Origin of the sequence: Streptomyces sp. NPDC007084, assembly GCF_040703595.1 — a bacterium.
Lineage (GTDB): Bacteria > Actinomycetota > Actinomycetes > Streptomycetales > Streptomycetaceae > Streptomyces.
The window spans coordinates 87,956-113,419 of the sequence record NZ_JBEYFY010000005.1 but is presented as its reverse complement, the minus strand read 5'-3'; the positions used below and the strand labels follow the sequence as shown (position 1 = coordinate 113,419).

Below are 25,464 nucleotides of genomic sequence, written 5' to 3'. Positions count from 1 at the left end.
CGGCAGGCACGGACCCGCGTCCCACAGATGTCGCGGCCCGCCGGGACCGCGCCCCCACACCCTCACCTCATCCGACAAGGACAGTCATGCGCACCCTCCCCCTGAACAGCAGAATTCTTCGCGGCGTCACCGCGACCGCGGCCGTCGCCTCCCTCGCCGCCGGGCTCGCCGCGTGCGGGGGCGACAGCGACGCCGCGACCCGGACCGAGGGCGCCTCGGCCGGCACGGTCACCGTGGGCGCGCTCTCCAACGGCGCGGCCAGGGAAACCAAGTTGAAGGTGTCCGAGGTGAAGTCCATCAGCGCCGAACTGCCCAAGTCCGTCGCCAAGAGCGGCACCCTGCGGATCGGCGTCGGCGCCCTGCCCGCCGGCTTCGCGCCCCTGGCCTACGTGGGCGGCGACCAGAAGACGCTGACCGGCGCCGAGCCCGACCTCGGCCGGCTGGTCGCCGCCGTCCTCGGACTGAAGCCGGAGGTGAAGAACTCGACCTGGGAGAACCTGTTCGTCGGCATCGACAGCGGCAAGGTCGACGCCGCCTTCTCCAACGTCACCGACACCGAGGAGCGCAAGAAGAAGTACGAGTTCGCCTCCTACCGGCAGGACAACCTCGGCTTCGAGGTGCAGAAGAAGAGCACCTGGAGCTTCGACGACGACTACCGGAACCTGGCCGGCAAGACCGTCGCGGTGAGCGCCGGCACCAACCAGGAGAAGATCCTCCTGGAGTGGAAGGCCAAGCTCGCCAAGGAGGGCAAGAAGCTCAACGTCAAGTACTACCAGGACAACAACGCCACCGCCCTGGCCCTGGCCAGCGGAAAGATCGACATCTCCTTCGGCCCCAACCCCGGTATCGCCTACCACATCACCCAGACCGCCAAGACGCCCAACCCGACCCGGAACGCGGGCACCTTCTCCGGCGCCGGTGAGACGCTCCAGGGCCTGATCGCGGCCACCGCGAAGAAGGACAGCGGGCTCGCCAAGCCCCTGGCCGACGCGATCAACTACCTGATCAAGAACGGCCAGTACGCCAAGTGGCTGGCCGCCTGGAACCTCTCCAACGAGGCCGTCGAGACCTCCCAGGTCAACCCGCCCGGCCTGCCGCTCGACAACTCCTGAACCAGCGCCCGCCCCAAGGGACTCCGCCGTGCCCCGGCGGAGTCCCGGGGCGCGTCCGGCCGTGTTTCCAGATACGGAGAACCCGCACCACCATGTCCACCACCGTCCGTCCCGCCGCCCCCGCCCCGGTCCCGACCGGGCCGCACGTCCTGGACAACGCGGCCTGGGCCGCACTGACCGGGCCGCACGCCCACCTCGCCGAGCGCGTCGGCCGGGCCGCCCGCTATCCCACCGACGTCTCCCCGTTCACCGCCCTCGCCGACCCGGCCGACCCCCGCGCCTGGGACGACCTCGCCGCCCTGGTCGGCCCGGGCGCCGTCGCGCCGGTCACCGCCGTACAGTCGGTGCCCGACGGCTGGACCATCGAACAGGGCGGCGACGGCGTCCAGTTGACCGCGACCACGCTGCGCTCCGAACCCGCCCCCGAGGCCGTACGGCTCGGACCCGCCGACGTGCCCGAGATCCTGGAACTGATCGCCCTCACCCGGCCCGGCCCCTTCCTGCCCCGGACCGTCGAACTCGGCACCTACCTGGGCATCCGCGAACACGGACGCCTGATCGCCCTGGCCGGCGAACGCCTGCGCCCACCGGGATGGACCGAGATCAGCGCGGTGTGCACCCACCCCGAGCACCGCGGCCGCGGACTCGCCACCCGCCTGGTCCGCGCGGTCGCGGCCGGCATCAGGGAACGCGGCGACACCCCGTTCCTGCACGCCGCCGCCGGCAACACCAACGCGATCCGGCTCTACGAGTCGATCGGCTTCACCCTGCGCCGCCGCACCCGCTTCCTGCTCGTCCGCACGCCCGGCGGACAGCCGGCACCGGCGGAGCGGCACGACGAAACCCGGCCGGGTGAGGAGACCCGGCCGGGTGAGGAGACCCGGCCGGGCGAGGAGTCCCGGCGGCCGGAAGAAAACGCGTAGCCGTGCGGTTGTGCTTGTTCGAGGCCGTGCGGCGCCCGGTCGGGGAACCGCGCGCGCCTGGCGGACGAAGGCCCCGGGAAGCCCGGGCCGGGAGGGCGGAGGTGAGGCACATGCGTCACGCCTCCCGCCGCCGCGCGCCCCGGCCCCTTGCGCCCCGCCGCCTCGACCTGTACGGCCGGCCGCACATCGATCTGCTGCGGGTCGCCGGCGCCCTCTGTCGCCCCTGACCCGTTCCCTCACAGCCGCGCCCCGCTCTCACCGGGGCGGCTTTCTCGTACGGTCGACCAGGAAGGCACTCACGTGTCCTCATCACCCACACCCCTGCACCTCGCCGTCGCCCTGGACGGCGCGGGCTGGCACCCGGCCGCCTGGCGCGAGCCCGTCGCCCGCCCCCGCGAACTGCTCACCGCCGCCTACTGGACCGACCTGGTCACCGAGGCCGAACGCGGTCTCCTCGACTTCGTGACCATCGAGGACGGACTCGGCCCGCAGTCCTCCTCGCACACCGAGCCGGACGGCCGCACCGACCAGGTGCGCGGCCGCCTCGACGCCGTGCTCATCGCGTCGCGGATCGCGCCCCTGACCCGGCACATCGGCGTGGTGCCGACCGTGGTCGCCACCCACACCGAGCCGTTCCACATATCCAAGGCGATCGCCACCCTCGACTACGTCAGCTCCGGCCGCGCGGGCCTGCGCGTCCAGGTCAGCGCACGGCAGAACGAGGCCGCGCACTTCGGACGCCGTACGCTCCCCGCGTTCCGCTTCGAGGACTACGACACCCCCGCCGTGCAGGAAGCGGTGGCCGACCTCTTCGACGAGGCCGCCGACCACGTCGAGGTCGTGCGCAGGCTCTGGGACAGCTGGGAGGACGACGCGGAGATCCGCGATGTCGCCACCGGCCGCTTCATCGACCGCGACAAGCTGCACTACATCGACTTCGAGGGCAGGCACTTCAGCGTCAAGGGCCCCTCGATCACCCCCCGGCCGCCGCAGGGCCAGCCGATCGTCACCGCCCTCGCCCACGCCACGATCCCGTACCGGCTGGTGGCCCGGTCCGCCGACATCGGCTACGTGACCCCGCACGACACCGGCCAGGCCCGCGCCATCGTCCAGGAGATCCGCGCCGAACAGGAGACGGCGGGCCGGGCCGGCGACACCGTGCACGTCTTCGGCGACCTCGTCGTCTTCCTCGACGACGAACCCGGGGCCGCCGACGCCCGCCGCGAACGGCTGGACGCCCTGGCCGGCGAGCCGTACACCAGCGACGCGCGGATCTTCGCCGGAACGCCCTCCCAACTCGCCGACCTGCTCCGGGAACTGGCGGAGGGCGGCCTGTCGGGCTTCCGTCTGCGCCCCGCCGTCATCGGACACGACCTGCCCGCCATCACCGGCGGCCTCGTACCCGAACTACAGCGCCGCGGCCTCTTCCGGACGGCCTACGAGGCCGACACCCTGCGCGGACTGCTCGGGCTCGCCCGCCCCGCGAACCGCTACTCCGCCACGAACGCCTGAGCCGGAAGGACCCCCGAACCATGAGCAAGCCGCTCAAGCAGATCCATCTCGCGGCGCACTTCCCCGGCGTCAACAACACCACCGTGTGGAGTGCCCCCGAGGCCGGCAGCCACATCGAGTTCAGCTCCTTCGCGCACTTCGCGCGGACCGCCGAACGCGCCAAGTTCGACTTCCTGTTCCTCGCCGAGGGACTGCGCCTGCGCGAACAGGGCGGGAAGATCTACGACCTCGACGTCGTGGGACGCCCCGACACCTTCGCCATTCTCACCGCCCTCGCCGCCGTCACCGACCGCCTCGGACTGACCGGCACCATCAACTCCACCTTCAACGAGCCCTACGAGGTGGCCCGCCAGTTCGCCAGCCTCGACCACCTCTCCGACGGCCGGGCTGCCTGGAACGTCGTCACCTCCTGGGACGCCTTCACCGGCGAGAACTTCCGCCGCGGCGGCTTCCTGCCCCAGGAGGAGCGGTACTCCCGCGCGAAGGAGTTCCTCTCGACGGCGAACGAACTCTTCGACTCCTGGCGCGGCGACGAGATCGTCGCCGACCAGGAGAGCGGCACCTTCCTGACCGACGCCAAGGCCGGCGCCTTCGTCCACCACGGACAGCACTTCGACATCGAGGGCCAGTTCAACGTCCCGCGCTCCCCGCAGGGCCGCCCGGTGATCTTCCAGGCCGGCGACTCCGAGGAGGGCCGGGAGTTCGCCGCGTCCAGCGCCGACGCCATCTTCAGCCGGTACGCGACCCTCGCCGAGGGCCAGGCCTTCTACACAGACGTCAAGGGCCGCCTCGCCCGGTACGGCCGCCGCCCCGACCAGCTCCTGATCCTGCCCGCCGCCACCTTCGTGCTCGGCGACACCGACGCCGAGGCCGAGGAGCACGCCCGGGAGGTCCGGCGCGCCCAGGTCAGCGGCGCCACCGCCCTCAAGCACCTGGAGTTCGTCTGGAACCGTGACCTGTCCGCGTACGACCCGGACGGTCCGCTACCCGACATCGACCCCGACCTCGGCGAGCACACCATCGCCCGGGGCCGCGCCCAGGTCCGTATGTACCGCGACCCGCTGGCCACCGCACGCGAGTGGCGGGAGCGGGCGGCCGCCAACAACTGGTCCATCCGCGACCTGGTCATCGAGACCGGGAACCGGCAGTCCTTCGTCGGCAGCCCGGCCACCGTCGCCGCGGCCATCAACGACCTCGTCCAGGCCGACGCCTCCGACGGCTTCATCCTCGTCCCGCACATCACCCCGGGCGGCCTCGACTCCTTCGCGGACAGCGTCGTCCCGCTCCTCCAGGAACGCGGCGTCTACCGCACCGACTACGAGGGACACACCCTGCGCGACCACCTCGGCCTGGCCCACCCCGACGCCGTCTCGCCCGCCGATCGGGCCGCGTCATGAAGTTCCTCGCGATCACCCTGATCGTGCACGCGCCCCACCCCGTGACCGGCGTCCAGAAACCGACGAACGACCGCTTCCGCGAGGTGATCGACAACGCAATCCTCGCCGAGGAACTCGGCTTCGACGGCTTCGGGGTGGGAGAGCGGCACGAGCGCCCGTTCATCTCCTCCTCACCGCCCGTCGTCCTGAGCCACATCGCCGCGCTCACCTCACGGATCCGGCTGTTCACGGCGGTCACCACACTCAGCCTCCTCGACCCGGTGCGCGCCTACGAGGACTACGCGACCCTCGACCATCTCTCCAACGGCCGGCTGGAGTTGATCGTCGGGAAGGGCAACGGCGCCGCGCAGCGCGACCTGTTCCACGTCACCACCGAGGACCAGTGGGACCGCAACGCCGAGAGCTACGAGGTGTTCCGCAGGATCTGGCGGCAGGACAAGGTCACCGCGGCGACCCGCTTCCGCCCCGAACTGAAGGACGCCGAGGTCTGGCCCCGCCCGCTCCAGCGGCCCGTCCGGGTCTGGCACGGCAGCGCCACCAGCAAGGAGTCGGTCGACCTCGCCGCCCGCTACGGCGACCCGCTCTTCTCCGCCAACGTCACCAACCCCATCGAGCCCTACGCCGAACTGATCCGCTACTACCGGGAACGCTGGGTCCACTACGGCCACGACCCGGCCGCCATCGCGGTCGGCGCCGGCACGGCGGGCTTCTACGCGGCGCGCACCTCGCAGGAAGCCCTCGCCGTCTACCGGCCCGTGTTCGAGGGCAACCTCGCGTTCCAGAAGCGCCTGGGCCTGGAGCCGGTGTTCCCGACCCTGGAGGACTACGTGGAGCGCAGCTCGGCGCTGATCGGCAGCCCCCAGCAGATCATCGAGAAGGTGCACCGCTATCACGAGCAGTTCGGCCACAGCGTGCTGCATCTGCACGCTGACGCGGGCGGCCTGACCGACCGTCAGCACCGGGACACGCTGGAACTGTTCCAGTCGGACATCGCACCGGTGCTGCGCCGCGAGATCCCCGACCCGCCCTTCCCGTGGGGGCCCGTGCTCGCCCAGCCCGAACCCGTGCCCGCCGACCACTGAGGAGCCCGAACCCCATGTCCGACATCCCTCTCGGCGTCCTCGACCTGGTCCCGGTCTCGTCCGGATCCACCGCCCCCGAGGCGCTGCGCAACTCCATCGACCTGGCCCGCCGCGCCGAGGAATTCGGCTACGCCCGCTACTGGTTCGCCGAACACCACCTCAACCCGGGGGTCGCCGGCACCTCGCCCGCGGTCGTCCTCGCCCTCACCGCGTCCGCGACCTCGACCATCCGGCTCGGCTCGGGCGCCGTCCAGCTCGGCCACCGCACCGCCCTGTCCACGGTCGAGGAGTTCGGCCTGCTCGACGCGCTGCACCCAGGCCGGCTCGACCTCGGTCTCGGCCGGTCCGGCGGCGCCCCGCCCGCCGGCCCCTCCGCGCGGCCGACCACCACGCCCGTGGTCGACGGCCGCACGCCCAACGGGCTGCGCATACCGCCCCGCTTCTCCTTCGCGCACCTGCTCGGCTCACCTCGGATCGCCCTCCAGCGCACCCTGCTCCAGCAACCGAACGCCACCTCGCAGGAGTACGGCGAGCAGATCGACGACATCCTCGCCCTGCTCGCCGGCACCTACCGGTCGGCCGACGGCGTGGAGGCGCACGTCGTGCCCGGCGAGGGCGCCGATCTCCAGGTCTGGATCCTGGGCAGCAGCGGCGGTGTCAGCGCCGAGGTCGCCGGCCGCAACGGACTGCGGTTCGCGGCGAACTACCACGTCAGCCCCGCCACGGTCCTGGAGGCCGCGGAGGGCTACCGGGCCGCGTTCCAGCCGTCCGACGTCCTCGACAAGCCGTACGTCAGCGTGTCCGCGGACGTGGTGGTCGCCGAGGACGACGAGACCGCCCGCGAACTCGCCACCGGGTACGGCCTGTGGGTCCGCAGCATCCGCACCGCGGAGGGGGCCATCCCGTTCCCCACCCCGGACGAGGCACGGGCCCATGTCTGGTCCGACGCCGACCGCACGCTCGTCCAGGACCGCGTCGACACCCAGTTCGTCGGTTCCCCGCAGCGGGTGGCCGACCAGCTGGCACAGCTCCAGGAGGCCACCGGCGCGGACGAGCTGCTGATCACCACGATCACCCACGGCCACACCGACCGGGTGCGCTCCTACGAGCTGCTCGCCGAGGAGTGGCGCAAGCGGTGAGCGGCCCGGACCGCCTCCCGGGGCACCGGCTCAGCGTCGCGGAGGGACGCTGAGCCGCCCGGGCGGCCCGGTCCCGTCCCGGCGGCCGGTCAGTTCGCCGACCAGCGCGGCGACCTGCGCCACCTCGATGAGGAAACCGTCGTGCCCGTACGGCGACTCGATCACCCGCGGGCGGTCCGCCGTGGGGATGCCCGCGGCCAACTCGGCCTGCTGGGACGGCGGATAGAGGCGGTCGGAGTCGACCCCGGCCACCAGGGTCCGCGCGGTGACCCGGCCCAGGGCCGCCCGTGTGCCGCCACGGCCGCGCCCGACGTCGTGGCTGTTCATGGCCTCCGTCAGCGTCACATAGCTGCCGGCGTCGAAGCGGCGCACCAGCTTGGCCGCGTGGTGGTCCAGATAGGACTGCACCTGGTAGCGGCCGCCGTTCCACGGGTCCTCCGCGGACTGCGGCGCCCGGCCGAAGCGGACGGCCAGTTCGGGTTCGCTGCGGTACGTGACATGGGCGAGGCGCCTGGCCTGCCCCAGCCCGGTGTGCGGACCGGCCCCCGGCGGGGCGCCGTGGTAGTCGCCGCCGCGCCAGTTCGGGTCGCTCCGGATCGCCCGGACCTGGATGCCGGCCCAGGCGATCTGCTCCGCGCTCGCCGCCGCCGTGGTGGCCAGCAGCAGCAACGCGTCCGTGCGCTGCGGATACGACACCGCCCACTCCAGAGCCCGCATGCCGCCCATGGAACCGCCGACCACCAGCGCCCACCGGCCGACCCCCAGCGCGTCGGCCAGATCCGCCTCCGCCGCCACCTGGTCGCGCTGGGTCAGGAACGGGAAGGCACCGCCCCAGGGCAGGCCGTCCGGGCGGGGCGAGGACGGGCCGGTGCTTCCCTGGCAGCCGCCGAGCACGTTCGGCGCTACGACGAACCAGCGGTCCGTGTCCAGGGCGAGCCCCGGCCCGACCAGCCCGTCCCACCAGCCGGCCGTCGGATGACCGGGCCCGGCCGGACCGGCGACATGACTGTCACCGGTGAGCGCGTGCAGCACCAGCACGGCGTTGGAACCGTCCGGCGCGAGCCGCCCCCAGGTCTCGAACGCCAGCCTGACACCGGGGAGTTCACCGCCCGCCTCCAAAGGGAGCGCCTTGTCCAGGAGGTGCCACCGGCGGCGGCCGGACGGGTCCCCCTCCCGCCAGCCCCCGGAGGCCGGCGGGAGGGGAGCCCCGGACGCGGGGACCTCGGTGTTCAGGACGCGCCCTTGGCCGCGCGGAAACCTGCCTCCAGATCCGCCTTGAGGTCGGCGAGGTTCTCGATGCCGACCGAGAGCCGCACCAGACCGGGCGAGGTGCCGGTCGCCGCCAGCTGCGCCTCGTCGAGCTGGCTGTGGGTGGTGGAGGCGGGGTGGATGATCAGGCTGCGCACATCGCCGATGTTGGCCAGGTGGCTGAACAGCTCGACGGCGTCCACGAACCGCTTCCCGGCCTCGACCCCGTCGCGCAGCTCGAAGGCGAGGACCGCTCCGGCGCCGCGCGGAAGATACCGCTGCCCCGCCTCGTACCACCGGTTGGACGGCAGTCCGGGGTAGTGGACGGCGGCCACCTCGTCGCGCCGCTCCAGCCACTCGGCCAGCGCCCGCGCGTTCGAGGAGTGCCGCTCGATCCGCAGGCTGAGCGTCTCCACGCCCTGGAGGAGCAGGAACGCGGAGTGCGGGGAGAGCGCGGGTCCGATGTCGCGCAGCAACTGCACCCGCAGCTTGACCGCGAAGGCGCCCGGGCCGAGCGCCGGCCAGTACTGGAGGCCGTGGTAGCTGGGGTCGGGCTCGGTGAAGCCGGGGAAGCGGTCGGGGTGGGCGCCGAAGTCGAAGGTGCCGCCGTCGACCACGACACCGGCGATCGTCGTGCCGTGACCGCCGAGGAACTTGGTCGCGGAGTGGACGACGATGTCGGCGCCGTGCTCGATGGGGCGCAGCAGGTAGGGCGTGGGCACGGTGTTGTCGACGATCAGCGGGACGCCCGCCTCGTGCGCCACGTCGGCCACGGCCCGCACGTCGAGCACGTTTCCGCGCGGATTGCCGAGCGTCTCCGCGAACAGCGCCTTGGTGTTCGGCCGGATCGCGGCACGCCAGGCCTCGGCGTCGTCCGGGTCGTCCACGAACGACACCTCGATGCCGAACCGGGGGAGCGTGTGGCGGAACAGGTTGTACGTGCCGCCGTACAGGGAGGTGCTGGAGACGATGTGGTCGCCGGCGGACGCCAGCGTCAGGATCGCGAGGGTCTCCGCCGCCTGGCCGGACGCGAGCGCCACGGCCGCGACGCCGCCCTCCAGCGCCGCGATCCGCTGTTCGAAGACGTCCTGGGTGGGGTTGTGGATGCGGGTGTAGATGTTGCCGGGCTCGGCGAGGGAGAAGAGGTCCGCCGCGTGCCGGGTGTCGCGGAAGACGAACGAGCTGGTCTGGTAGATCGGCACCGCCCGGGCCCCCGTCGTCGGGTCGGGCACGGCGCCTGCGTGGATCTGCTTGGTCTCGAACGACCAGGCGGAGGTGTCGGGGCCGGTGGGCTCCTCGTCGGGGGTGTGCCCCGCGGTGACGGAGTCGATGGGCTGGCTCATGGTTCTCCCTGGTGCGGTGTGCGGGTGCGGGTACGGAGGCGCACGGGTGCGTCGGTGCGCGCGAGCGGGGGTGTGGGCGAGCGAAGGTGTGGGCGTACGCGCCACCGCCCCGCGTGCCCCGGCCCGAAGAGCCCGCGGGCAGCGCGGAGTGCGGTGGTGGAGAAGGGGAGGAGAGAGTGCGCGGCGCCGGGTGAAGGGTCAGCTCACGGCGCGACAACCCGTGGTGGTGACACGCACGTAATCGACGTGGCGGCGGGTCACGAGCACGGTCATGCAGCCAGGTAACCACAGTTGGTCACGGCACACCAGCGGAACGGCGGGAGTCGGGACGGCTCCGCGGAACACGGACCACGCGCGGCCTCCCGGCCCCCGAGGCCGTCCACGAACCGTCCTGACGATCCGTCACATACGGTCTTCACTAGCCGTGTTGCCCGTCGGCGGGGGTCCGCCCGGGTGGTCGCTCACGCGGTCGACGCCAGCACCGTCGTCCGGCCGCCCAGCGCGGCGGAGAAGTGGTCCGTGACCTGCTCCAGGGCCTGGGCCGCGGCGAGCGCGACCGCCGGCGTGCCGTCCTCGCCGACGACGATGTCCTTGTCCAGGGTGAACCAGCCGGGCACGATGTGCGACGCGCCCATGGACGTCAGCACCGGACGCAACGCGTAGTCGATGGCGAGGACATGGGCGGTGCTGCCGCCGGTGGCCAGCGGCAGCACCGTCTTGCCGGCCAGCGCGTACTGCGGAAGCAGGTCCAGGAACGACTTCAGCAGGCCCGAGTAGGCGGCCTTGTAGACGGGGGTGCCGATGACCACACCGTCCGCCTGCTCGAACCGCGCCGTCGCCTCGATGATCGCCGGGTGCCGGAAGTCGGCGCCGAGCAGCGCCTCGGCGGGCAGCGCGCGCACCTCCAGCGGGGTCACCTCGTGCCCCTGGAGCCGGAGCCGTTCGTCCAGGTGGCGCAGCAGACGTGTGGTGCGGGAGGTGGGGGAGGGGCTGCCGGAGACGGACAGGATCACGGCCATGAGGGACCTTCCGGGTCGGGGGTCGGGCGGGCGGACGGGACGGGCGCGGTCACCAGGCGCTGGACCGCACGGTGACCTGCGGCCGCAGGTCGTTGCGCAGCGCTTCGAGGAACGTCACGACCTCGGCGGCCACCGAGCGGTGCTGGAGGTCGTTGAGGACGTCGTGGTGGGCGCCGTGGACGACCGAGAGGCGGGCCCGCGGCAGCGACTTCGCGGCACGGGCGAGCGCCTCGTGGTCGGCGAGCGGGTCCGCGTCGCCGGCGAGCAGCAGAGTGGGCACGCCGCTCTCGCTCTCGTACGCCGCGGCGAGCACCGCCTCCGGGACCGCGTCGCCGAGGGAGCCGCGCCTGACCTCGGCGTCCTCGGTGAGCGTCCCCCGGTGGGTCGGGCAGGACGTACGGACGTCGAGTTCGTCGTCCCAGGAGTCGACGCCGGCCGTCGATGCGGCCGACGGACCGGGAAGTCCGGCGAGGACCAGCGCGTCCGGCTCCAGCGCCGCCGGCCGGCCGGTCCCGGCGAGGAGCGCGGCGAGCGCGGCGGCCCCGCTGTCCGCGCCGGCCAGCACCACCGGCCGGGCCACGCCCTCCGGGGAGGCCGTACCCTCGACGGCCTCGGCGAGCCGCTCGGCCAGGGCGGTCAGCGAGCCGTCCGGGTCGCCGGAGTCGAGGACCGGGGCGTCCACCACCCGGACGCGGTAGGCGTCGACGGCGAGCCGCCGCGCGAAGCGGGTGTAGGTGTCGCGGGTCTCGCCGCGGCCGGGCACCACGATGACCGTGCCCCGGATCAGAAGGCCCTCGGGTCCGTGGTGGTCGGTGTACTGGGTCATCTCACACTCCTGCGGATGCGGGTTCGGCGGTGCGCGCGGGCTGCCAGCCGAGGGCGGGTGCCACCTCGGTCGCGATGAGTTCGAGGGCGTGCACGGCGGCGTCGTGGTCGGGGACGGCGGGGTTGAACTGGGTGATCAGGTCGGTCGCCACGGGCAGCACCTTCTCCTGCCGCAGGTTCGCGACGATCTCCTCCGGATGGCCGTGGAAGGAGTGGAAGCGGCGCAGCGCCTCGTCCTGGCCGAGGCCCTTGGGGAAGGCGCCATTCTCGGCCATCCGCAGCGCCGCCCGGTGGACGTCGTCGCCGATCGCGCGGAGCGCCGTGCGCCGGTCCTTGGCCGGGAAGACGAAGCGGGACAGGCCGACGCGCGGGCGGTACGGCCGGTCCCAGGCGGCGAGATAGGCGTCCGCCCACGGCCGCTGCACCTCGTCGGTGGGGGCGTCGTAGCCGTAGGCGGCCCGGTTGAGCAGGAGCTGCGAGCCGCCGCGCGCCGCGTACTGGGCTCCCTGGGCGCTGAACACGCCCTGCCACACCCGGTCGTCGAAGCCGCCGGGGCGCGGCTGGATACGGAAGCCGGGCGCCCGCACCTCGTCGCCGGCCAGCGCCCGGCGCAGGACGTCGAGGTGCTCGCTGGTCAACTCCCTTTTGCGGGCCGGGTCCTGGCCGAACGCGGCGTACTCCAGGCCGCTCGTCCCGCTGCCGACGCCGATCTCGACCCGGCCGCCGCTGAGCGCGTCGACGGTGGCGACGTCCTCGGCGAGGCGGACCGGGTCCTCCAGCGGGAGCACGGTGATGGCGGTGCCGAGGCGGATCCGGGTGGTGCGCGCGGCGGCGTGCGCGAGGAACGTCCAGGGCGAGGACAGTCCGCCGCCGCCGAGCGCGACATGGTGCTGCGCGACCCAGCCGACGTCGAAACCGAGTTCGTCCGCCACGACGAACAGTTCCTGCGCGTTGCGGTAGGTGCGGGCGATGTCCTGGTCGCGCCCCTGGACATGGGTGAGGAAGCCGAGCCGGAAGCGTGGTCGCTCGCTCGTCATGAGGTGCTGCCTTTCGTGTCGGGCACCGCCCGGCCGGCGACGGGAAGCCGGCCGGGCGGTGCCGTGAGGGAGGAAGGCGGTGGGATGCGTATGGCGGGGAGCACGGGCACCGCCCGGAACCTCCGGCGCCGCTGCCCAGTTGCGTGGCTGGTGGCTGGTGGCTGGTGGCTGGTGGCTAGTCGCTCACGAGCTGCGGCTCACGCGTGTTGCGGTTGGCCGGGACGGGCAGGCCGAGGTTGCCGCGCAGGGTGTCGGCCGCGTACTCGGTGCGGAACAGGCCGCGCTTCTGGAGGATCGGGACGACACCGTCGACGAAGAGGTTCAGCTCCTCCTCGGTGCGGAACGCCAGGTTGATGCCGTCGAAGGTGCCGGCGTCGAACCACTCCTCGATGGTGTCGGCGACGGTCTGCGGCGCCCCGACGAACGGCGAGTTGCGGAACTGGTTCACCGACTCGGCCACTTGACGCAGCGTCAGGTTCTGCTCGCGGGCCCGCTCGATGAGCTTCGCCGCCCCCGTGCGCCCGCCCTTCTCGGCGAGGTGCGCGACATCGGGGAACGGCCCGTCCAGGTCGTGCGCGCTGAAGTCGTAGGCGCCGAAGGAGCGGCCGAGCAGGGCGAGGTTGCGCTCGAAGTCGTTGTCCTCCTCGAAGATCTCCCGCTCCCGGCGCCGGGCCGCCTCGTCCGTGGCCGCGACGACCGGGCCCCCGTGGATGAAGATCTTGATGTGCTCGGGGTCGCGGCCGTAGGAGGCGGTGCGCTTCTTGATGTCGGCGTAGTACTCCCGCGCCTGCTGGAGGGTGCCGCCCGGCGCGTAGATGCCCTCGGCGACCTGCGCGGCGAGGTCGCGGCCCTCCTCGGAGACACCGGCCTGGAAGATCACGGGCTGGCCCTGCGGCGAGCGGGAGAGGTTCAGCGGCCCGGCCACCTTGAAGTGCTCGCCCACGTGGTCGAGCGCGTGCAGCTTGGCCGGGTCGAGGAAGACGCCGCGCTCGACGTCCGCCGGGAAGGCGTCGTCCTCGTAGGAGTCCCACAGCCCCCGGGCCACCTGCACGAACTCCAGGGCGCGGCCGTAGCGCGTGCTGTAGTCGAGGTGTTCGTCCAGCCCGAAGTTGCGGGAGGTGCCGGTGTCGAAGCTCGTGACGACGTTCCAGCCGGCCCGGCCGCCGCTGATGTGGTCCAGGGAGGCGAACCGGCGGGCCAGGTTGAACGGCGAGTTGTACGTCGAACTCGCCGTGCCCACCAGGCCGATGTGCCGGGTGTGGGTGGCCACCGCGGACAACAGGGTCAGCGGTTCCAGGCGGTTGAGGTAGTGCGCCGGGTAGGTGGCGTTGATGAACTGGCTGTCGACGATGAACAGGGCGTCGAACAGGGCGTGTTCGGCCGCCTTCGCCAGCCGGATGTAGTAGTCGATGTCGATGCTGGAGTTCTTCGCGACGCGCGGGTCCTTCCACAGGCCGTGCTGGCCGGGACCGCCGACGCCGTAGGGGTGCAGGGCGAGATGGATGGTGCGGGGCATGGGTCGGGTTCCTGTCTGTCGGGTCCGGGGGTGGGCTCAGGAGTGCAGGAGAGCGGCGCGCAGGGCCTCGCGCTCGGCGCGGTCGGCGGGCGCAGAGCGCAGCGTGGGCGCGGAGCGGACGAGAAGGCGCGTGTAGGCGTGCCGGGGCCGGGTGATGACCTCGCGCACGGGGCCGACCTCGACCAGTTCGCCCTGGTACAGCACGGCGACTCGGTCGGCGATCCCGGCGACCGAGCCGAGGTCGTGGGAGATGAAGACGAGGGCGACCCCGTCGTCGCGCAGCTCCTTGAGGATCTGCAGAATCTGCACGCGGTTCGCCGAGTCGAGGGCGCTGACCGGCTCGTCCAGGATGACCACGCGCGGTTCGGTCACCAACGCCCGCGCCACCGCGACGCGCTGACGCTGACCGCCGGACAGCTCGCCGGGCAGCCGGTCGAGCAGGTCCTCGGTGAGCCGCACCCGGGAGAGGAAGGCGCGCACCCGGCGGCCGGCCTCCTCGCGGGACACGCCCGCGACGAGCAGCGGTTCGGCGAGAGAGGTCTCGACGGTGAGGTCCGGGTCGAGGCTGCGCAGGGGGTCCTGGAAGACGTACTGCACGACTCCGCGGCGGCGCAGCGCGCGCCACTGGCGGGCGCCGTAGGAGCTGACGTCCTCACCGGCGACGACGACCGACCCCGAGGAGGCGCGCACCAGGCCGAGCACGGCGCGGGCCAGGGTGGACTTGCCGGAGCCCGTCTCGCCGATGACGCCGACGGTTTCCCCCGGGGTGACGTCGAGGGTGACGCCGTGCAGGGCGCGCCGCCGTCGTCTGCGCAGCCCGTAGTGGACCTCCAGGTCCCGGACCGACAGGACGGGTCCGGCCGGCGCCTCGGCGGCGGTGGCGGCCGGGGACGCGGGGCCGGTCAGGGCGTCGGTGGTGCTCATGCGTCCTCCCCGGGCGCGAGGAAGGTGTCGAGGCCGTACTGCTCGTGCTCGGCGATCAGCAGCCGGGTGTACTCGTGCCGCGGGGCGTGGAGCACCTCGCGCGTCGGGCCCTGCTCGACGACCTCGCCCTGGCGCATGACCAGGACCTCGTCGCACAACTGGGCGACGACGGCCAGGTCGTGGGAGACCACGACGAGGGCCAGTCCGGTCGATTCCCGCAGGTCGGCCAGGAGATCGAGGATCTCGGCCTGGACGGTCACGTCGAGCGCGGTGGTCGCCTCGTCGGCGATGAGGATCCTCGGCCCGGCGGCGATCGCCGCCGCGATGAGGACCCGTTGCAGCATCCCGCCGGACAGCTCGTGCGGATACTGGTCGTGGACCAGCTCCGGGTCCCGCAGGTGCACCGCGCGCAGCAGTTCCACCGCCCGGCGGCGCGCGGCCCGCCGCTTCAGCCCGTTCTTGACCCGGACGACCTCGGCGATCTGCGTGCCCACCCGGATCGACGGGTTGAGATACGACGCCGGGTCCTGGAAGACCGCGCTGATGGTGGCACCGCGCAGCTCCGTCCACCGGGCCGGCGACAGCCCGGCGATGTCGGTGCCGTCGATCTCCACCGAGCCGCCGGTGATCTCGAAGTGCGCGGGCAGGATGCCCAGCGCGGCACGGCAGGTGAGGGTCTTTCCGCTGCCGGACTCGCCGACGATGCCGACCGCCCTGCCCGGGGTGAGCGTGAAGCTCACGCCGTGCACGATCTCCCTGTCGCCCGCCAGATCGCCGATCCGGACGTCGCGCACGGCCAGCACGGGCGCCGCGGACTCGGCGGGGCGACCCGGCCCGGGACGGGCGCTCTCCTCGGCCGCGGTGGTCTTCTCGGCCTCAGGGGTCTTCGTGGCCTCAGCGGTCTCCTTGGCTTCGGCGGCTTCGGCGGCTTCGGTGGCCTCGGTGGTCTCCGTGGCTTCGGTGGACTCGGTGGTGAGGACCTTCTCGGACAGGGCTGTCATCGCGCACCTCCTGCGGGGGCGGGGTCGGCCGCGCGCCGCCGGTTCGCGCGGGCCTTGCGGTTGTTGACCAGCGCGCGGCCCGCCTCGCCGGAGACGTCGCGGATCGCGTCGGCGAGGAGGTTGCAGGCCCAGACGGTGACCATGATCAGCAGGGCCGGGACGACCGGCGCCCACGGCTGATGGCTGAGATAGCCGAGGTCGGAGGCGAGCAGACCGCCCCAGGTCGGGGCCGGCGGCTGGACGCCGATGCCGAGGAAGGTCAGGCTCGACACGATGACGAAGCCGACCCCGATCGTCTGCGCGAGGGCCACCGCGATGGGCGGCAGCACCTTGGCCCACACGTGCCGGCGCACCACCCAGCCGATGGAGGCACCGGAGATGAGCGCCGCCTCCACGTACGGCGAGCGGGCGACGGACAGGGTCGCGGCACGGGCCACCCGGTAGAACAGCGGGGAGACCAGCGCGCCCGTGACCAGCATCGCCTGGGTGAGGCCGTTGCCGAGCAGCGCGATCACGGCGACGGCGAACAGCAGGAACGGCAGGGCGACCAGCGTGTCGGTGAGCCGGAGGGTGATCCATTCGAAAACCCGGCCGAGGTAGACCGACAGGATGCCCGGGACGGCGCCTATGGCGAGCGCCGTGAGGGCGACCTCCAGAGCGCCGAGGACGCTCACGCGGGAGCCGTCGAGGAGCCGGCTGAACACGTCACGGCCGAGGTAGTCGGTCCCCAGCCAGTGGGCGCCCGAGGCGGCGGCGAGCGTGTGGTCGCTGGTGGCGAGGGGATTCTGCGGTGCCAGCAGCGGCCCGAGCAGGGCCAGCAGGGCGATCGCGACGAGCACGGCCACGGCGATCCGGCCGGAGGTGAGGGCGAGAACACGGCGCACCATGGTCACACCCCCCGCTGCGAGGCCGGCGTGACCCGTGCCAGCACCAGGTTGACGATCAGGTTGAAGACCACGACCAGGACGATGGACACCACCAGGACCCCCTGCACGGCCGGTACGTCTCCGGCCTGCGCCGAGTCGTTGGCGAACCGTCCGAAACCCTGGAGCCCGAAGATCCACTCCGTCACCACCGACGCGCCGACCAGCGCGGGGAACTTCAGGCCGAGCGTGGCGAGCGCGGGCCCCAGGCCGTTGCGCAGCACATGGCGGAAGAAGATCCGGCGCGGACTCAGCCCCCGGACCACCGCCCCCGTCACGTAGTTCTCCCGGTAGGCGGCGATGAGACTGGTGCGCAACTGGCGGGCGACGTCGGCGACGACGTCGAAGCTGAGCGCGATCGCGGGCAGGGTGATGTGGGCGAGCCACGGCCCGAACCCCTGCTCCGCCGGCACGTAACCGGCGGACGGGAGCAGATGCAAACCCACCGCGAAGACCGCGACCAGCACGATGCCGACGACGAAGGCGGGCATCACCGAGATCAGCGTGACGAACCCGGTGATCGCGCGGTCGACCCAGGTGGTGCGCCGCAGCGCCGCGACCGTGCCGAGGGCGAACCCGGCGACCACGCCGATGAGCAGGGCGAAGGTCGCCACCGACAGGCTCACCCCGAGGCCGAGGCCGATGAGGGTGGAGATGTCGGCGCCGTTGGTCCAGCTCGCGCCGAGCTGCCCGTGCAGGACACCGCCGAACCAGTCCGCGTACTGCGTCAGGAACGGGCGGTCGAGCCCCCACTGGGCCTCGACCCTGGCGATCGCCTCGGGGGTGGCTTCCTCGCCGAGCTGGATGCGCGCCGGGCTGAGTCCGCTCAGGGACCGCAGCGCGAACGTCACGAACGTCGCGACGAGAAAGACGGGCACGAAGATCGCGACCGACCGGGCGAGGGTGGCCAGCACACGGACCAGGGTGTGCCGGGTCCGGGCTGCCGCGGCCGGACGGCGCACGCCGTGCGGGGCCGGTGCCTTCGTCGTCGTCATGGAGTGCCTCCTCTCTGGGATGGGCGGCGGGTCAGTTGCCGCCGGAGATGGTCACGCCGGTCCAGTCGATGTGGGCGGGGTTCTTCGGCAGGTCGGAGATGGACTTGCTCTTGGCGATGAGGTTGGGCGAGGAGTACGTGAAGACGAGCGCCTTGCTCTTGAGCCCGGCCCGGGTCGCCGCCTGGAGGACCTTCGTGTAGTCGGGCGAGTCGAGCGGTGTCTGCCGGACCTTGGCGATGGCCGCCTCGAAGCCGGCCGGCTCGTAGGGGGTGCTGAGGTTGAGCGGGCCGTTCGGGCCGAAGTGCGCGGTCAGCGTCTGCGCCGCCGAGTCGCGTCCGGTCGTCCCGTAGAGCGAGAAGGTCAGGTTCTTCGCGAAGAACGGCGTGGCCCAGTTCTTGTCGACCTTGATGGTGACCTTGATGCCGACCTTCGCCAACTGGGCCTGGACGATCTCGGCCTGCGGGTCCTCCGCCGGGATGACCAGGCTGAGCTTGATGTCCCCGGCCTTGTAGCCGGCCTCGCCGAGCAGCTTCCTGGACTTCGCCGGGTCGTAGGCGTAGGCGTTCGCGGACTGCGGGTCGAAGGCCACGTATCCCTTGGGGAAGGGCTGGTTGGTCACCGAGCCGTAGCCGAACGTCAGCTTGTCGACGAACTCCTGACGGTTGATCGCGTACCGCACCGCGTCGACGACCTTGTCGTTGTCGAAGGGCGCCTTGTTCACGTTGAGGCTGATGTTGGACGCGTTGAAGCCGGGCTGTACGAACACGTCGAGGCCGGCCTTCTTGGCGGCGTCGGCCTGACTGGGCTCGATGTCCGCGAAGTTGTAGACGCCGGTCTGGAGGCCGGAGACGACGGTGGAGGCGTCGGGGGCGGAGGTCAGCTCGACGTTGTCGATGTGGATGTTCTTGGCGTCCCAGTAGTCGGGGTTCTTCTTCAGGACCGCCTTGGTGCCCGGCACGAGCTGGGTGACGATGAACGGGCCCGCGCCGACCGGCTTCTGGTCCAGCTTCTCGGGCGAGGCGGCCGCCTTGGGGCTGGCGATCTGCAGGACGCGCTCACCGAGCAACTGCGGTATCTGGTAGTCGACCTGGGTGAGCCGGACCACCGCGTCGAGGCCGTTGGCCTCCACGGACTTGATGGAGGTCAGGTCGCCGAAGAGAGCCGAGTTCTTCTGCTTCTGGGCGCGTTCGATCGCGGCCTTCACCGCGGCGGCGTCGACCGGCGTGCCGTCGCTGAACTTCAGCCCGGGGCGCAGATGGAAGGTGATGACATCGCCCTTGGCGTTGTACTCCCAGCTCTTGGCGAGATCCGGAACCGCCTTGCCGGTCTCGTCGGTGCGGGTCAACGAGGCGTAGACCAGGGAGAGTTCGCGGAACTGGGCGCCGCTGCCGCCGACGACCGGGTCCCAGTGGGTGGGGAAGTAGGACGAGGTCCACTTCAGAGCGGCGGTGCCGCCGCCGGCCGAGGCCGCCTCGCCGCCGCAGGCGCTGAGGGCGGGGACGAGCACGGAGGCGAGGGCGGTCCCGAGGGCCGCCGCGCGCAGCCGGCCGGATCGCCGGAGACCGCGGAGGGCGGTCGCGGAGCCGACGGCGCGCAGGGCCGTGGCGGGGCTTGGGGGCGTGAGTCGTCCAGACATCTGTGTTTTCTTTCTGCGAGGGCTCCCGGCCGCGCCGGGGCACCGGAGCGGGAGCGAGGACGGCACGCCCTCTCGCCGGTGCCGCGTGGCCCGTGCGGGCACGCCGGCGCGGCTTCGCTGCGCGCACAGGCGTGCCGGGCTCAGGGCGTGAGACGTCGGCGGATCGCGAGGAGGGCGGCCGGAAGGCCGGGGGAGAGAGGGCAACGACGGGGCGGTGCGGAGTCGGCGCGCGGTGACGGCCGTCGGGCGGCGGGCCGGCGAGGGGCCGGTGCCGGGGCCGGGGAACGCGGCGTCAGGCGCCTTGGGGCCGCGGTGGGCGGGCGGTCAGCGACAGAGAGCGCTGCAGGTGCGCCGCAGGTCCACGTAGCGGCACTCCACGCCGGGATGCGTCGTGAGCATGGGCACATCCTGGGGGCGGCGCTCGGCGGCTGTCAATGGACACCAATTGGTGTCTCATTGGGCGGGACGGGCTCTGACCCCTGCTCAGGAGCCTGTCAGGCCTCTGTGGCAGGCCTTCCGCCGTGGGCCGGGTGCACCGCGGCTTCCCGCGGATGCAGCCACACGGGGCCGCCGCCGGTGTCCCCCCGGACCGCCGTCGCGGGCGGCCAGGGACCGTCCGTCAGCACGCGGCGCTCCGGCTCGGTCAGGCTGCGGTACCGGGCGAGCGCCTCCGCCGGAGCGAGCCGTACGGGGTCCGTCAGCGAACCCGGGCTCAACTCCGCGCAGGCGGACACGTATTCGGCGTAGGGCCGCCAGCCCGGTACGACCCGGAACGCGTCCGGGGTGCGGAACAGGAGCGTCGGCAGCGCGTACCGGTGGCCCCCGTCCGGGGTCTCCTTGGCGGCGCCGGGGTGCGGCGACCCGCCGGCCGGCCCCTCGGACACGGAAAGCACCTCGGGCACCGGGCGGCGCGCCTCGGCGTGATCGGCGCGTACCGCGTCCAGCACCCCGGCCGAGGCCGCGTCGGCGGCCAACCGGGCATGGTCCAGGCCCGGTACGCCCCGTACCGCCGCGAGGGCGAGCGGCGTGGTGTCCGCCGGTTCGCCGAGCACGAAGACGCTCTCCCGCAGCCGCCGCAGCACCCGGTCGGCCACCTCGGCGCCCTGCCGTTCGGCGGCCTTGGCGACCAGCGAGGCCGGCCAGGAACTCGCCGCCACCCGGCTCAGCCGGGCCGGCCTCGGCGCGCCGGTGTGGGCGCTGATCTCCTCGACGTACCGCGCGTACCAGGCGGTCTCGGCGGCCGGATCGGGCGGCGGGTCGTCGTCGTGGTCGAACAGCAGGCAGTACACGCGACGCCAGCGGGCGCGGCCCGCGAGTCCGGCGCGCAGCCGGCGGAACACCGGCTCCGAACCCCAGGCCCACGGACACAGCGGGTCCGTGTACTCGACGACCTCGAAACCGGGGTGCCCGCCGAAACCGGGGTGCCCGCCCGCCGCCGGCCCGGTGCCGGGCGGCGCGGCCCTCACGCGGCTCCCTTCTGGCTGAGCAGCCCGCCCGCCTCCGCGGGCAGCAGCGCGGCCAGGGTCGTCCCGCCGAGCACCGCGGCGGCGTCCGCCTCGATCTGCCGCCACACGCCGGGCAGTCCGGCGGCGGGACCGGGGTAGTCCAGGCCGGCCAGCGGCTCACCGCGCAGGGTGATCAGCTCGCCGTCCACGGCGCGTACGACGTCCAGCAGCGTGACCTCGCCGGCGGGCCGGCCGAGCCAGTACCCGCCCTCGCAGCCGCGCTGACTGCGCACCAGGCCGGCCCGGCGCAACTCGCCGACAACGGACTTCAGGAACCGGAAGGGGATCTGCTGGGAGGAGGCGATGGCCTCGCAGGTGAGGGGCCTGGCGGGCTCGCGGGCGAGTTCGAGCAGCGCCCGCGTGGCGTAGTCCGCCTTCGCGGAGATATGCATGCCGCCATGATGCCCGACGCGGCGCCCCGCGCGGGGGCCTCCACCGCTTCCGCACCTACATTGCGGGAACATTGCCGCAGGTGACGGGTAATGGACACCTCTTGACATCCTTTTCGGGGCGGCTCTAGCGTCGCCCCACATGAGCCAGCCGCTGACGACCCCCGGTGAAGGTTTCCACCCCCATCTCCCGGACACCGCGGGCGAGTCCCTGCCGCCCCTGCGGACCCGTCTGCACCACATCCGCGCCGACGCGCTCGACGGTGACACCGCGCAGACCGGCGGCATGCGCCGGTTCGCCGCCGTCAGCGGCCACACGGTGGGCTCCGAGAAGCTGTGGATGGGCCAGACCCACGTCGCCCCCGCCACCTCGTCCTCGGACCACCACCACGGCGCGTCCGAGACCGCCATCTACGTGGTGAGCGGGCACCCCGAGTTCGTCTTCCTCGACGGAACCGGCGCCGAGCCCGAGGAGATCCGGCTGCGCACCTCGCCCGGCGACTACATCTTCGTACCGCCGTTCGTCCCGCACCGCGAGGAGAACCCCGACCCGGCGGAGGAGGCCGTCGTCGTCATCGCCCGCAGCACCCAGGAGGCGATCGTGGTCAACCTGCCCCAGCTTTACGTGCTGACGGCGGACGACGAAGGCTGAACCTCCGCACCTCGGGGGTGGCGCGACACGGAGTGCTCTTCCCGCCGCCGGGCGGGACCCGCTTTCCCGGCCGTCGGGCGATCCGCGTCCGCGTCACCGCCCGCACCCTCGGGCTGCGGCACGCGTTCGACGCCGATCACATCGCGGCGATCGGCAACAGGACCCGCAAGCTCCTGGGGGAGGGGTGGTGCCACCGGGGGAGGGGTGGTGCCACCGAACTCGCCGCCGCCCGCGCCCTGGTGCGCCAGGCCGCGCGGCCCCTGGACGCCGGTGACCCCGGGCGCCGTACCTGTGCGCCATGGCGAAGCGCTTCGCCATCGACACGGGCCACGCGGTCGCGGAACGGGCCCCGCGACTGCGTGGAGGATAGGGGCACCTGAGCGAGTACGGCATCGAGAAGATCGTCCGTGACCCGCGTGCCCACCAGACCCTGGAAGGAACCAACGAGATCATGCGCGTCATCGTGGCCCGCGGCCTGACGGAGGCCCTCGGATGAGCGGAACCGACACCCCGGCCGCCGCCGACCCCGTCCTGCTGCACACCGACGGCCGGGCCGCCCACATCACCCTCAACCGGCCCCGCGCCCTCAACGCCCTGAACCACGCCATGGTCCGCCGGATCGACCAGGCCCTCACCGCCTGGGAGCACGACCCGGCCGTACGGACCGTCGTCATCACCGGCGCCGGGGAACGCGGCCTGTGCGCGGGCGGCGACATCCGGGTCGTGCACGACGACGCGCGCGACGGGGACGGCACCGCGTCCGCCGCGTTCTGGCGCGACGAGTACCGCCTCAACGCCCGGATCGCCCGCTACCCCAAGCCCTACGTCGCCCTCATGGACGGCATCGTGATGGGCGGCGGCGTCGGCGTCTCCGCGCACGGCAGCGTCCGCGTCGTCACCGAGCGGTCCCGGATCGCCATGCCCGAGACCGGCATCGGCTTCGTGCCCGACGTCGGCGGCACCTACCTGCTTGCCCTCGCCCCCGGCGAGCTGGGCACCCATCTCGCCCTCACCGGCACATCGGTCACCGCGGGCGACGCCCTGCTGTGCGGCCTCGCCGACCACTTCGTGCCGTCCGCCGCGCTCCCCGCGCTGGTCGCCGACCTCGCCGGCCTGCCGGTACGGGAAGCCCTGGCCCGGCACGTACAGCCGCCGCCACCCGCGGAGCTGACGGAGCGCCGTGAGTGGATCGACGCCTGCTACCGCGCCGACACCGTGGAGGAGATCGTGCGCCGGCTGCTCGCCGTAGGCGACCCGGCTGCCAAGGAGGCGGCCGGGACCCTGCTCGCCCACTCGCCCACCGCCGTGAAGACCACCCTGGCCTCGGTGCGCCGGGCCCGGCGGCTCGGGCCGCTTGAGCGCGTCCTCGACCAGGAGTACCGCGTCTCCTGCGCCCTGCTGTCCGCCCATGACCTGGTCGAGGGCATCCGGGCCCGGATCATCGACAAGGACCGCGACCCGCACTGGTCCCCGGCCACCCTCGCCGAGGTCACCGACGCCGACGTCGAGCGCTTCTTCGCTCCCCTCGGGGACCGCGAACTCGGGCTCGCCGGACCCAGCACCGCCGCGGAGCGGGCCTGGTGACCCGCACCGTCGCGTTCATCGGACTCGGACACATGGACGGGCCCAAGGCCGAGAACCCCGTCAAGGCCGAGAACCCCGTCAAGGCCGAGAACCTCGTCAAGGCCGCGAACCTCGTCAAGGCCGGACACCGCCTCCGCGGACACGACCTCGCGGCCGGCGCGGCGCGCGCCGGCGGAGTGCGCGCCGAACTCCGCCTCCGTGCCACCGAGTTGTACGCGCGGTACGCCGAACGCGTCGGAGCGGCCGAGGACTTCTCCGGCGTCGTCCGGGCCATCAGGGAGCGTGGCGCCGCGCGCGCGTGACCACGCCGCCGGCCGACCGCGGCTGCCCCGGGACCGTGCCCGCGGCCCCGGCGGACCGTGTCACCTGGTGCGAGAGGAAGATCACGCCAGGTGGCACGGTCTTGGCCAGGTACCCGTCACGCGGTACCGTCGGTGCGATATCGATGACGTCAGAACGGAAGCCGGTGGGAATCCGGCACGGTCGCGCCACTGTGAACGAGACGCCCCAGTCCGCTGGACGCCTCGCAAGTCAGACCCGTAGACGTCATCCAGTGCACCACCGAGATGGGACGCGAACTCCCGAGGAGGTCCTGCCATGGCGCAGACCGTCGCTCCGCCGACAGCCACCACCCCCGTCGTTCCCGCCAAGCTGCCGCTCAAGGCGATAGCACCCTGGGCGGTCTTCTTCGGCATCCTGATGCTGGTCCTGCTGTACTTCGTCGGCGCCGAACAGGGCGCCACCTCCGTCGTCTCGGGCGAGGACGTCCACGAGTGGGTGCACGACGCCCGCCACCTGCTCGGATTCCCCTGCCACTGACGCGAGAGACAAGCACCTGCCCATGAACTCCGCAACGGTAAGAAACCTCCTGGTCCGCGGCATGCTCGCGGGCCTCGGAGCAGGCGTCCTCGCCCTGGTCGTGGCCTACTTCCTCGGCGAGCCGAACGTCGACAGCGCGATCGGCTTCGAGGAGGCGCACGCCCCGGCGCACGAGCACGAGGTCGAACTCGTCTCCCGCAGCCTCCAGTCCACCGCGGGCCTCGCCACCGGCGTCCTGCTCTACGGCATCGCCTTCGGCGGCATCGCGGCCCTGGCGTACTGCTTCGCCCTCGGCCGCGTCGGCCGGTTCGGCGCCCGCGCGACCGCGCTCCTGCTCTCGGGCTGCGCGCTGCTCGCCGTGTACGTCGTGCCGTTCCTGAAGTACCCGGCCAACCCGCCGTCAGTCGGCGACCCCGACACCATCGGCAAGCGGACCACCCTGTACTTCCTGATGATGGTCCTCAGCGTGCTGCTGGCCGTCGCCGCCACCATCCTCGGCAAGCGGCTCGCCCCGAGGCTCGGCAACTGGAACGCGACGGTCGTCGCCGTGCTCGCCTTCGCCGTCGTGATCGGCCTGGCGTACGAGTTCCTGCCCGTGATCAACGAGGTCCCCAAGGACTTCCCCGCCACGCTGCTCTGGCGCTTCCGGCTCTCCGCGCTCGCCATGCAGGCCGCCCTGTGGGGCGGATTCGGGCTCGTCTTCGGTGAGTTGGCCCAACGCCTGCTGGAACCCAAGCCCGCGGCGGTCCCCTCCGGCCGGACGGTTCCGGCCGCGAACTGATCACTTCAGGACCAGGACACAAGCGCAACGCGAGAAGGCCTCTCGGGCCCGCCCGGGGGCCTTCTCGCGTTCCCGTACCCTCCGAACCCCCGGGAGGAGGGA

General features: G+C 72.8%; 24 protein-coding genes, 2 pseudogenes and 1 riboswitch. Of the genes and pseudogenes, 13 read left to right on the top strand and 13 right to left on the bottom strand.

The features are described 5' to 3' along the window. The first annotated feature begins 86 nt into the window (after positions 1-86). The 7 genes from AB0912_RS06890 (at position 87) to AB0912_RS06860 (ending at position 7,165) form a co-directional block, all read left to right on the top strand. Complete coding sequence (locus AB0912_RS06890; protein ID WP_366696899.1) at positions 87-1,112, top strand: ABC transporter substrate-binding protein; 1,026 nt, start codon at positions 87-89, stop codon at positions 1,110-1,112. 92 nt (positions 1,113-1,204) lie between these two features. After that, complete coding sequence (locus AB0912_RS06885) at positions 1,205-2,035, top strand: GNAT family N-acetyltransferase (RefSeq protein WP_366696898.1); 831 nt, start codon at positions 1,205-1,207, stop codon at positions 2,033-2,035. A 110-nt stretch (positions 2,036-2,145) separates the two neighbouring features. Next, positions 2,146-2,262, top strand: a complete 117-nt coding sequence (locus tag AB0912_RS06880; RefSeq protein ID WP_366696897.1) for a putative leader peptide — start codon at positions 2,146-2,148, stop codon at positions 2,260-2,262. Positions 2,263-2,335: 73 nt separating this feature from the next. Further along, positions 2,336-3,547 (top strand): LLM class flavin-dependent oxidoreductase, encoded by a 1,212-nt coding sequence (locus tag AB0912_RS06875; RefSeq protein WP_366696896.1) that lies wholly within the window; start codon positions 2,336-2,338, stop codon positions 3,545-3,547. A gap of 20 nt (positions 3,548-3,567) precedes the next feature. Beyond that, the gene (locus AB0912_RS06870) at positions 3,568-4,944 is read left to right on the top strand and encodes an NtaA/DmoA family FMN-dependent monooxygenase (protein WP_366696895.1); all 1,377 of its coding nucleotides are present in this window, start codon (positions 3,568-3,570) and stop codon (positions 4,942-4,944) included. Further along, positions 4,941-6,026, top strand: coding sequence for an LLM class flavin-dependent oxidoreductase (locus tag AB0912_RS06865; protein WP_366696894.1), 1,086 nt, complete (start codon positions 4,941-4,943; stop codon positions 6,024-6,026). Before AB0912_RS06870 ends, AB0912_RS06865 begins: the two co-directional genes overlap by 4 nt. Positions 6,027-6,040: 14 nt before the next feature. Further along, a complete protein-coding gene (locus AB0912_RS06860) occupies positions 6,041-7,165 on the top strand; it encodes an LLM class flavin-dependent oxidoreductase (protein WP_366696893.1) in 1,125 nt (374 codons plus the stop codon). 30 nt (positions 7,166-7,195) lie between these two features. On the opposite strand, the gene AB0912_RS06855 is transcribed toward AB0912_RS06860, so the two are convergent. The 13 genes from AB0912_RS06855 to AB0912_RS06795 all read right to left on the bottom strand — a co-directional run bounded on the left by AB0912_RS06855 (position 7,196) and on the right by AB0912_RS06795 (position 21,529). Next, positions 7,196-8,398 carry a homoserine O-acetyltransferase gene (locus tag AB0912_RS06855; RefSeq protein ID WP_366697036.1) on the bottom strand — a complete coding sequence of 401 codons (1,203 nt, stop codon included), beginning with the start codon at positions 8,396-8,398 and terminating at the stop codon, positions 7,196-7,198. Beyond that, positions 8,395-9,756, bottom strand: coding sequence for a bifunctional o-acetylhomoserine/o-acetylserine sulfhydrylase (locus AB0912_RS06850; protein ID WP_366696892.1), 1,362 nt, complete (start codon positions 9,754-9,756; stop codon positions 8,395-8,397). The genes AB0912_RS06855 and AB0912_RS06850 overlap by 4 nt, the downstream gene beginning before the upstream one ends. A 461-nt stretch (positions 9,757-10,217) precedes the next feature. Beyond that, positions 10,218-10,775 (bottom strand): NADPH-dependent FMN reductase, encoded by a 558-nt coding sequence (gene ssuE, locus AB0912_RS06845; protein ID WP_366696891.1) that lies wholly within the window; start codon positions 10,773-10,775, stop codon positions 10,218-10,220. 49 nt (positions 10,776-10,824) lie between these two features. Beyond that, complete coding sequence (locus tag AB0912_RS06840; protein WP_366696890.1) at positions 10,825-11,601, bottom strand: alpha/beta hydrolase; 777 nt, start codon at positions 11,599-11,601, stop codon at positions 10,825-10,827. Between the two features lies 1 nt (position 11,602). Next, positions 11,603-12,637 carry an LLM class flavin-dependent oxidoreductase gene (locus AB0912_RS06835; RefSeq protein WP_366696889.1) on the bottom strand — a complete coding sequence of 345 codons (1,035 nt, stop codon included), beginning with the start codon at positions 12,635-12,637 and terminating at the stop codon, positions 11,603-11,605. Between the two features lie 175 nt (positions 12,638-12,812). Further along, positions 12,813-14,153, bottom strand: coding sequence for an LLM class flavin-dependent oxidoreductase (locus AB0912_RS06830; RefSeq protein WP_366696888.1), 1,341 nt, complete (start codon positions 14,151-14,153; stop codon positions 12,813-12,815). Positions 14,154-14,189: 36 nt separating this feature from the next. Beyond that, positions 14,190-15,077: an ABC transporter ATP-binding protein gene (locus AB0912_RS06825; RefSeq protein WP_366696887.1), complete on the bottom strand. Its 888-nt coding sequence runs from the start codon at positions 15,075-15,077 to the stop codon at positions 14,190-14,192. Further along, the gene (locus AB0912_RS06820) at positions 15,074-16,078 is read right to left on the bottom strand and encodes an ABC transporter ATP-binding protein (RefSeq protein WP_366696886.1); all 1,005 of its coding nucleotides are present in this window, start codon (positions 16,076-16,078) and stop codon (positions 15,074-15,076) included. Before AB0912_RS06820 ends, AB0912_RS06825 begins: the two co-directional genes overlap by 4 nt. Continuing rightward, positions 16,075-16,965: an ABC transporter permease gene (locus tag AB0912_RS06815; protein WP_366696885.1), complete on the bottom strand. Its 891-nt coding sequence runs from the start codon at positions 16,963-16,965 to the stop codon at positions 16,075-16,077. The genes AB0912_RS06820 and AB0912_RS06815 overlap by 4 nt, the downstream gene beginning before the upstream one ends. Positions 16,966-16,967: 2 nt before the next feature. After that, the gene (locus AB0912_RS06810; protein ID WP_366696884.1) at positions 16,968-17,996 is read right to left on the bottom strand and encodes an ABC transporter permease; all 1,029 of its coding nucleotides are present in this window, start codon (positions 17,994-17,996) and stop codon (positions 16,968-16,970) included. 31 nt (positions 17,997-18,027) lie between these two features. Continuing rightward, the gene (locus AB0912_RS06805; RefSeq protein ID WP_366696883.1) at positions 18,028-19,632 is read right to left on the bottom strand and encodes an ABC transporter substrate-binding protein; all 1,605 of its coding nucleotides are present in this window, start codon (positions 19,630-19,632) and stop codon (positions 18,028-18,030) included. A 494-nt stretch (positions 19,633-20,126) separates the two neighbouring features. Further along, a complete protein-coding gene (locus AB0912_RS06800) occupies positions 20,127-21,002 on the bottom strand; it encodes a DsbA family protein (RefSeq protein ID WP_366697035.1) in 876 nt (291 codons plus the stop codon). Between the two features lie 92 nt (positions 21,003-21,094). Next, entirely contained in the window at positions 21,095-21,529 is a 435-nt protein-coding gene (locus AB0912_RS06795; protein ID WP_366696882.1) for an Rrf2 family transcriptional regulator, read from the bottom strand. 139 nt (positions 21,530-21,668) lie between these two features. Here AB0912_RS06795 and AB0912_RS06790 point away from each other — a divergent pair, with 139 nt between their 5' ends. The 6 genes and pseudogenes from AB0912_RS06790 to AB0912_RS06765 all read left to right on the top strand — a co-directional run bounded on the left by AB0912_RS06790 (position 21,669) and on the right by AB0912_RS06765 (position 25,362). Continuing rightward, positions 21,669-22,178, top strand: coding sequence for a cupin domain-containing protein (locus AB0912_RS06790; protein WP_366696881.1), 510 nt, complete (start codon positions 21,669-21,671; stop codon positions 22,176-22,178). Between the two features lie 83 nt (positions 22,179-22,261). After that, positions 22,262-22,674 (top strand): annotated as a pseudogene (locus tag AB0912_RS06785) (acyl-CoA dehydrogenase family protein); the annotation flags it as partial. Continuing rightward, entirely contained in the window at positions 22,671-23,762 is a 1,092-nt protein-coding gene (locus AB0912_RS06780; protein ID WP_366696880.1) for an enoyl-CoA hydratase/isomerase family protein, read from the top strand. The pseudogene AB0912_RS06785 and the gene AB0912_RS06780, both read left to right, overlap by 4 nt. Before the next feature lie 146 nt (positions 23,763-23,908). Continuing rightward, positions 23,909-24,064, top strand: a pseudogene (locus tag AB0912_RS06775) (3-hydroxyisobutyrate dehydrogenase); the annotation flags it as partial. Between the two features lie 113 nt (positions 24,065-24,177). Then, positions 24,178-24,322: riboswitch (cobalamin riboswitch) on the top strand. Positions 24,323-24,359: 37 nt separating this feature from the next. Continuing rightward, the gene (locus tag AB0912_RS06770) at positions 24,360-24,581 is read left to right on the top strand and encodes a CbtB-domain containing protein (protein WP_366696879.1); all 222 of its coding nucleotides are present in this window, start codon (positions 24,360-24,362) and stop codon (positions 24,579-24,581) included. Between the two features lie 22 nt (positions 24,582-24,603). After that, the gene (locus AB0912_RS06765; protein WP_366696878.1) at positions 24,604-25,362 is read left to right on the top strand and encodes a CbtA family protein; all 759 of its coding nucleotides are present in this window, start codon (positions 24,604-24,606) and stop codon (positions 25,360-25,362) included. Positions 25,363-25,464: the final 102 nt, after the last annotated feature.

Excerpts from the sequence above, each read along its gene's own strand:
- AB0912_RS06870 (WP_366696895.1), top strand. The coding sequence starts at position 3,568 with ATGAGCAAGCCGCTCAAGCAGATCCATCTCGCGGCGCACTTCCCCGGC.
- AB0912_RS06795 (WP_366696882.1), bottom strand. The coding sequence starts at position 21,529 with ATGCATATCTCCGCGAAGGCGGACTACGCCACGCGGGCGCTGCTCGAA.
- AB0912_RS06790 (WP_366696881.1), top strand. The coding sequence starts at position 21,669 with ATGAGCCAGCCGCTGACGACCCCCGGTGAAGGTTTCCACCCCCATCTC.
- AB0912_RS06885 (WP_366696898.1), top strand. The coding sequence starts at position 1,205 with ATGTCCACCACCGTCCGTCCCGCCGCCCCCGCCCCGGTCCCGACCGGG.
- AB0912_RS06810 (WP_366696884.1), bottom strand. The coding sequence starts at position 17,996 with ATGACGACGACGAAGGCACCGGCCCCGCACGGCGTGCGCCGTCCGGCC.
- AB0912_RS06780 (WP_366696880.1), top strand. The coding sequence starts at position 22,671 with ATGAGCGGAACCGACACCCCGGCCGCCGCCGACCCCGTCCTGCTGCAC.
- AB0912_RS06765 (WP_366696878.1), top strand. The coding sequence starts at position 24,604 with ATGAACTCCGCAACGGTAAGAAACCTCCTGGTCCGCGGCATGCTCGCG.
- AB0912_RS06830 (WP_366696888.1), bottom strand. The coding sequence starts at position 14,153 with ATGCCCCGCACCATCCATCTCGCCCTGCACCCCTACGGCGTCGGCGGT.
- ssuE (WP_366696891.1), bottom strand. The coding sequence starts at position 10,775 with ATGGCCGTGATCCTGTCCGTCTCCGGCAGCCCCTCCCCCACCTCCCGC.
- AB0912_RS06770 (WP_366696879.1), top strand. The coding sequence starts at position 24,360 with ATGGCGCAGACCGTCGCTCCGCCGACAGCCACCACCCCCGTCGTTCCC.
- AB0912_RS06815 (WP_366696885.1), bottom strand. The coding sequence starts at position 16,965 with ATGGTGCGCCGTGTTCTCGCCCTCACCTCCGGCCGGATCGCCGTGGCC.
- AB0912_RS06825 (WP_366696887.1), bottom strand. The coding sequence starts at position 15,077 with ATGAGCACCACCGACGCCCTGACCGGCCCCGCGTCCCCGGCCGCCACC.
- AB0912_RS06835 (WP_366696889.1), bottom strand. The coding sequence starts at position 12,637 with ATGACGAGCGAGCGACCACGCTTCCGGCTCGGCTTCCTCACCCATGTC.
- AB0912_RS06860 (WP_366696893.1), top strand. The coding sequence starts at position 6,041 with ATGTCCGACATCCCTCTCGGCGTCCTCGACCTGGTCCCGGTCTCGTCC.
- AB0912_RS06865 (WP_366696894.1), top strand. The coding sequence starts at position 4,941 with ATGAAGTTCCTCGCGATCACCCTGATCGTGCACGCGCCCCACCCCGTG.
- AB0912_RS06840 (WP_366696890.1), bottom strand. The coding sequence starts at position 11,601 with ATGACCCAGTACACCGACCACCACGGACCCGAGGGCCTTCTGATCCGG.
- AB0912_RS06880 (WP_366696897.1), top strand. The coding sequence starts at position 2,146 with ATGCGTCACGCCTCCCGCCGCCGCGCGCCCCGGCCCCTTGCGCCCCGC.
- AB0912_RS06820 (WP_366696886.1), bottom strand. The coding sequence starts at position 16,078 with ATGACAGCCCTGTCCGAGAAGGTCCTCACCACCGAGTCCACCGAAGCC.
- AB0912_RS06805 (WP_366696883.1), bottom strand. The coding sequence starts at position 19,632 with ATGTCTGGACGACTCACGCCCCCAAGCCCCGCCACGGCCCTGCGCGCC.
- AB0912_RS06890 (WP_366696899.1), top strand. The coding sequence starts at position 87 with ATGCGCACCCTCCCCCTGAACAGCAGAATTCTTCGCGGCGTCACCGCG.
- AB0912_RS06850 (WP_366696892.1), bottom strand. The coding sequence starts at position 9,756 with ATGAGCCAGCCCATCGACTCCGTCACCGCGGGGCACACCCCCGACGAG.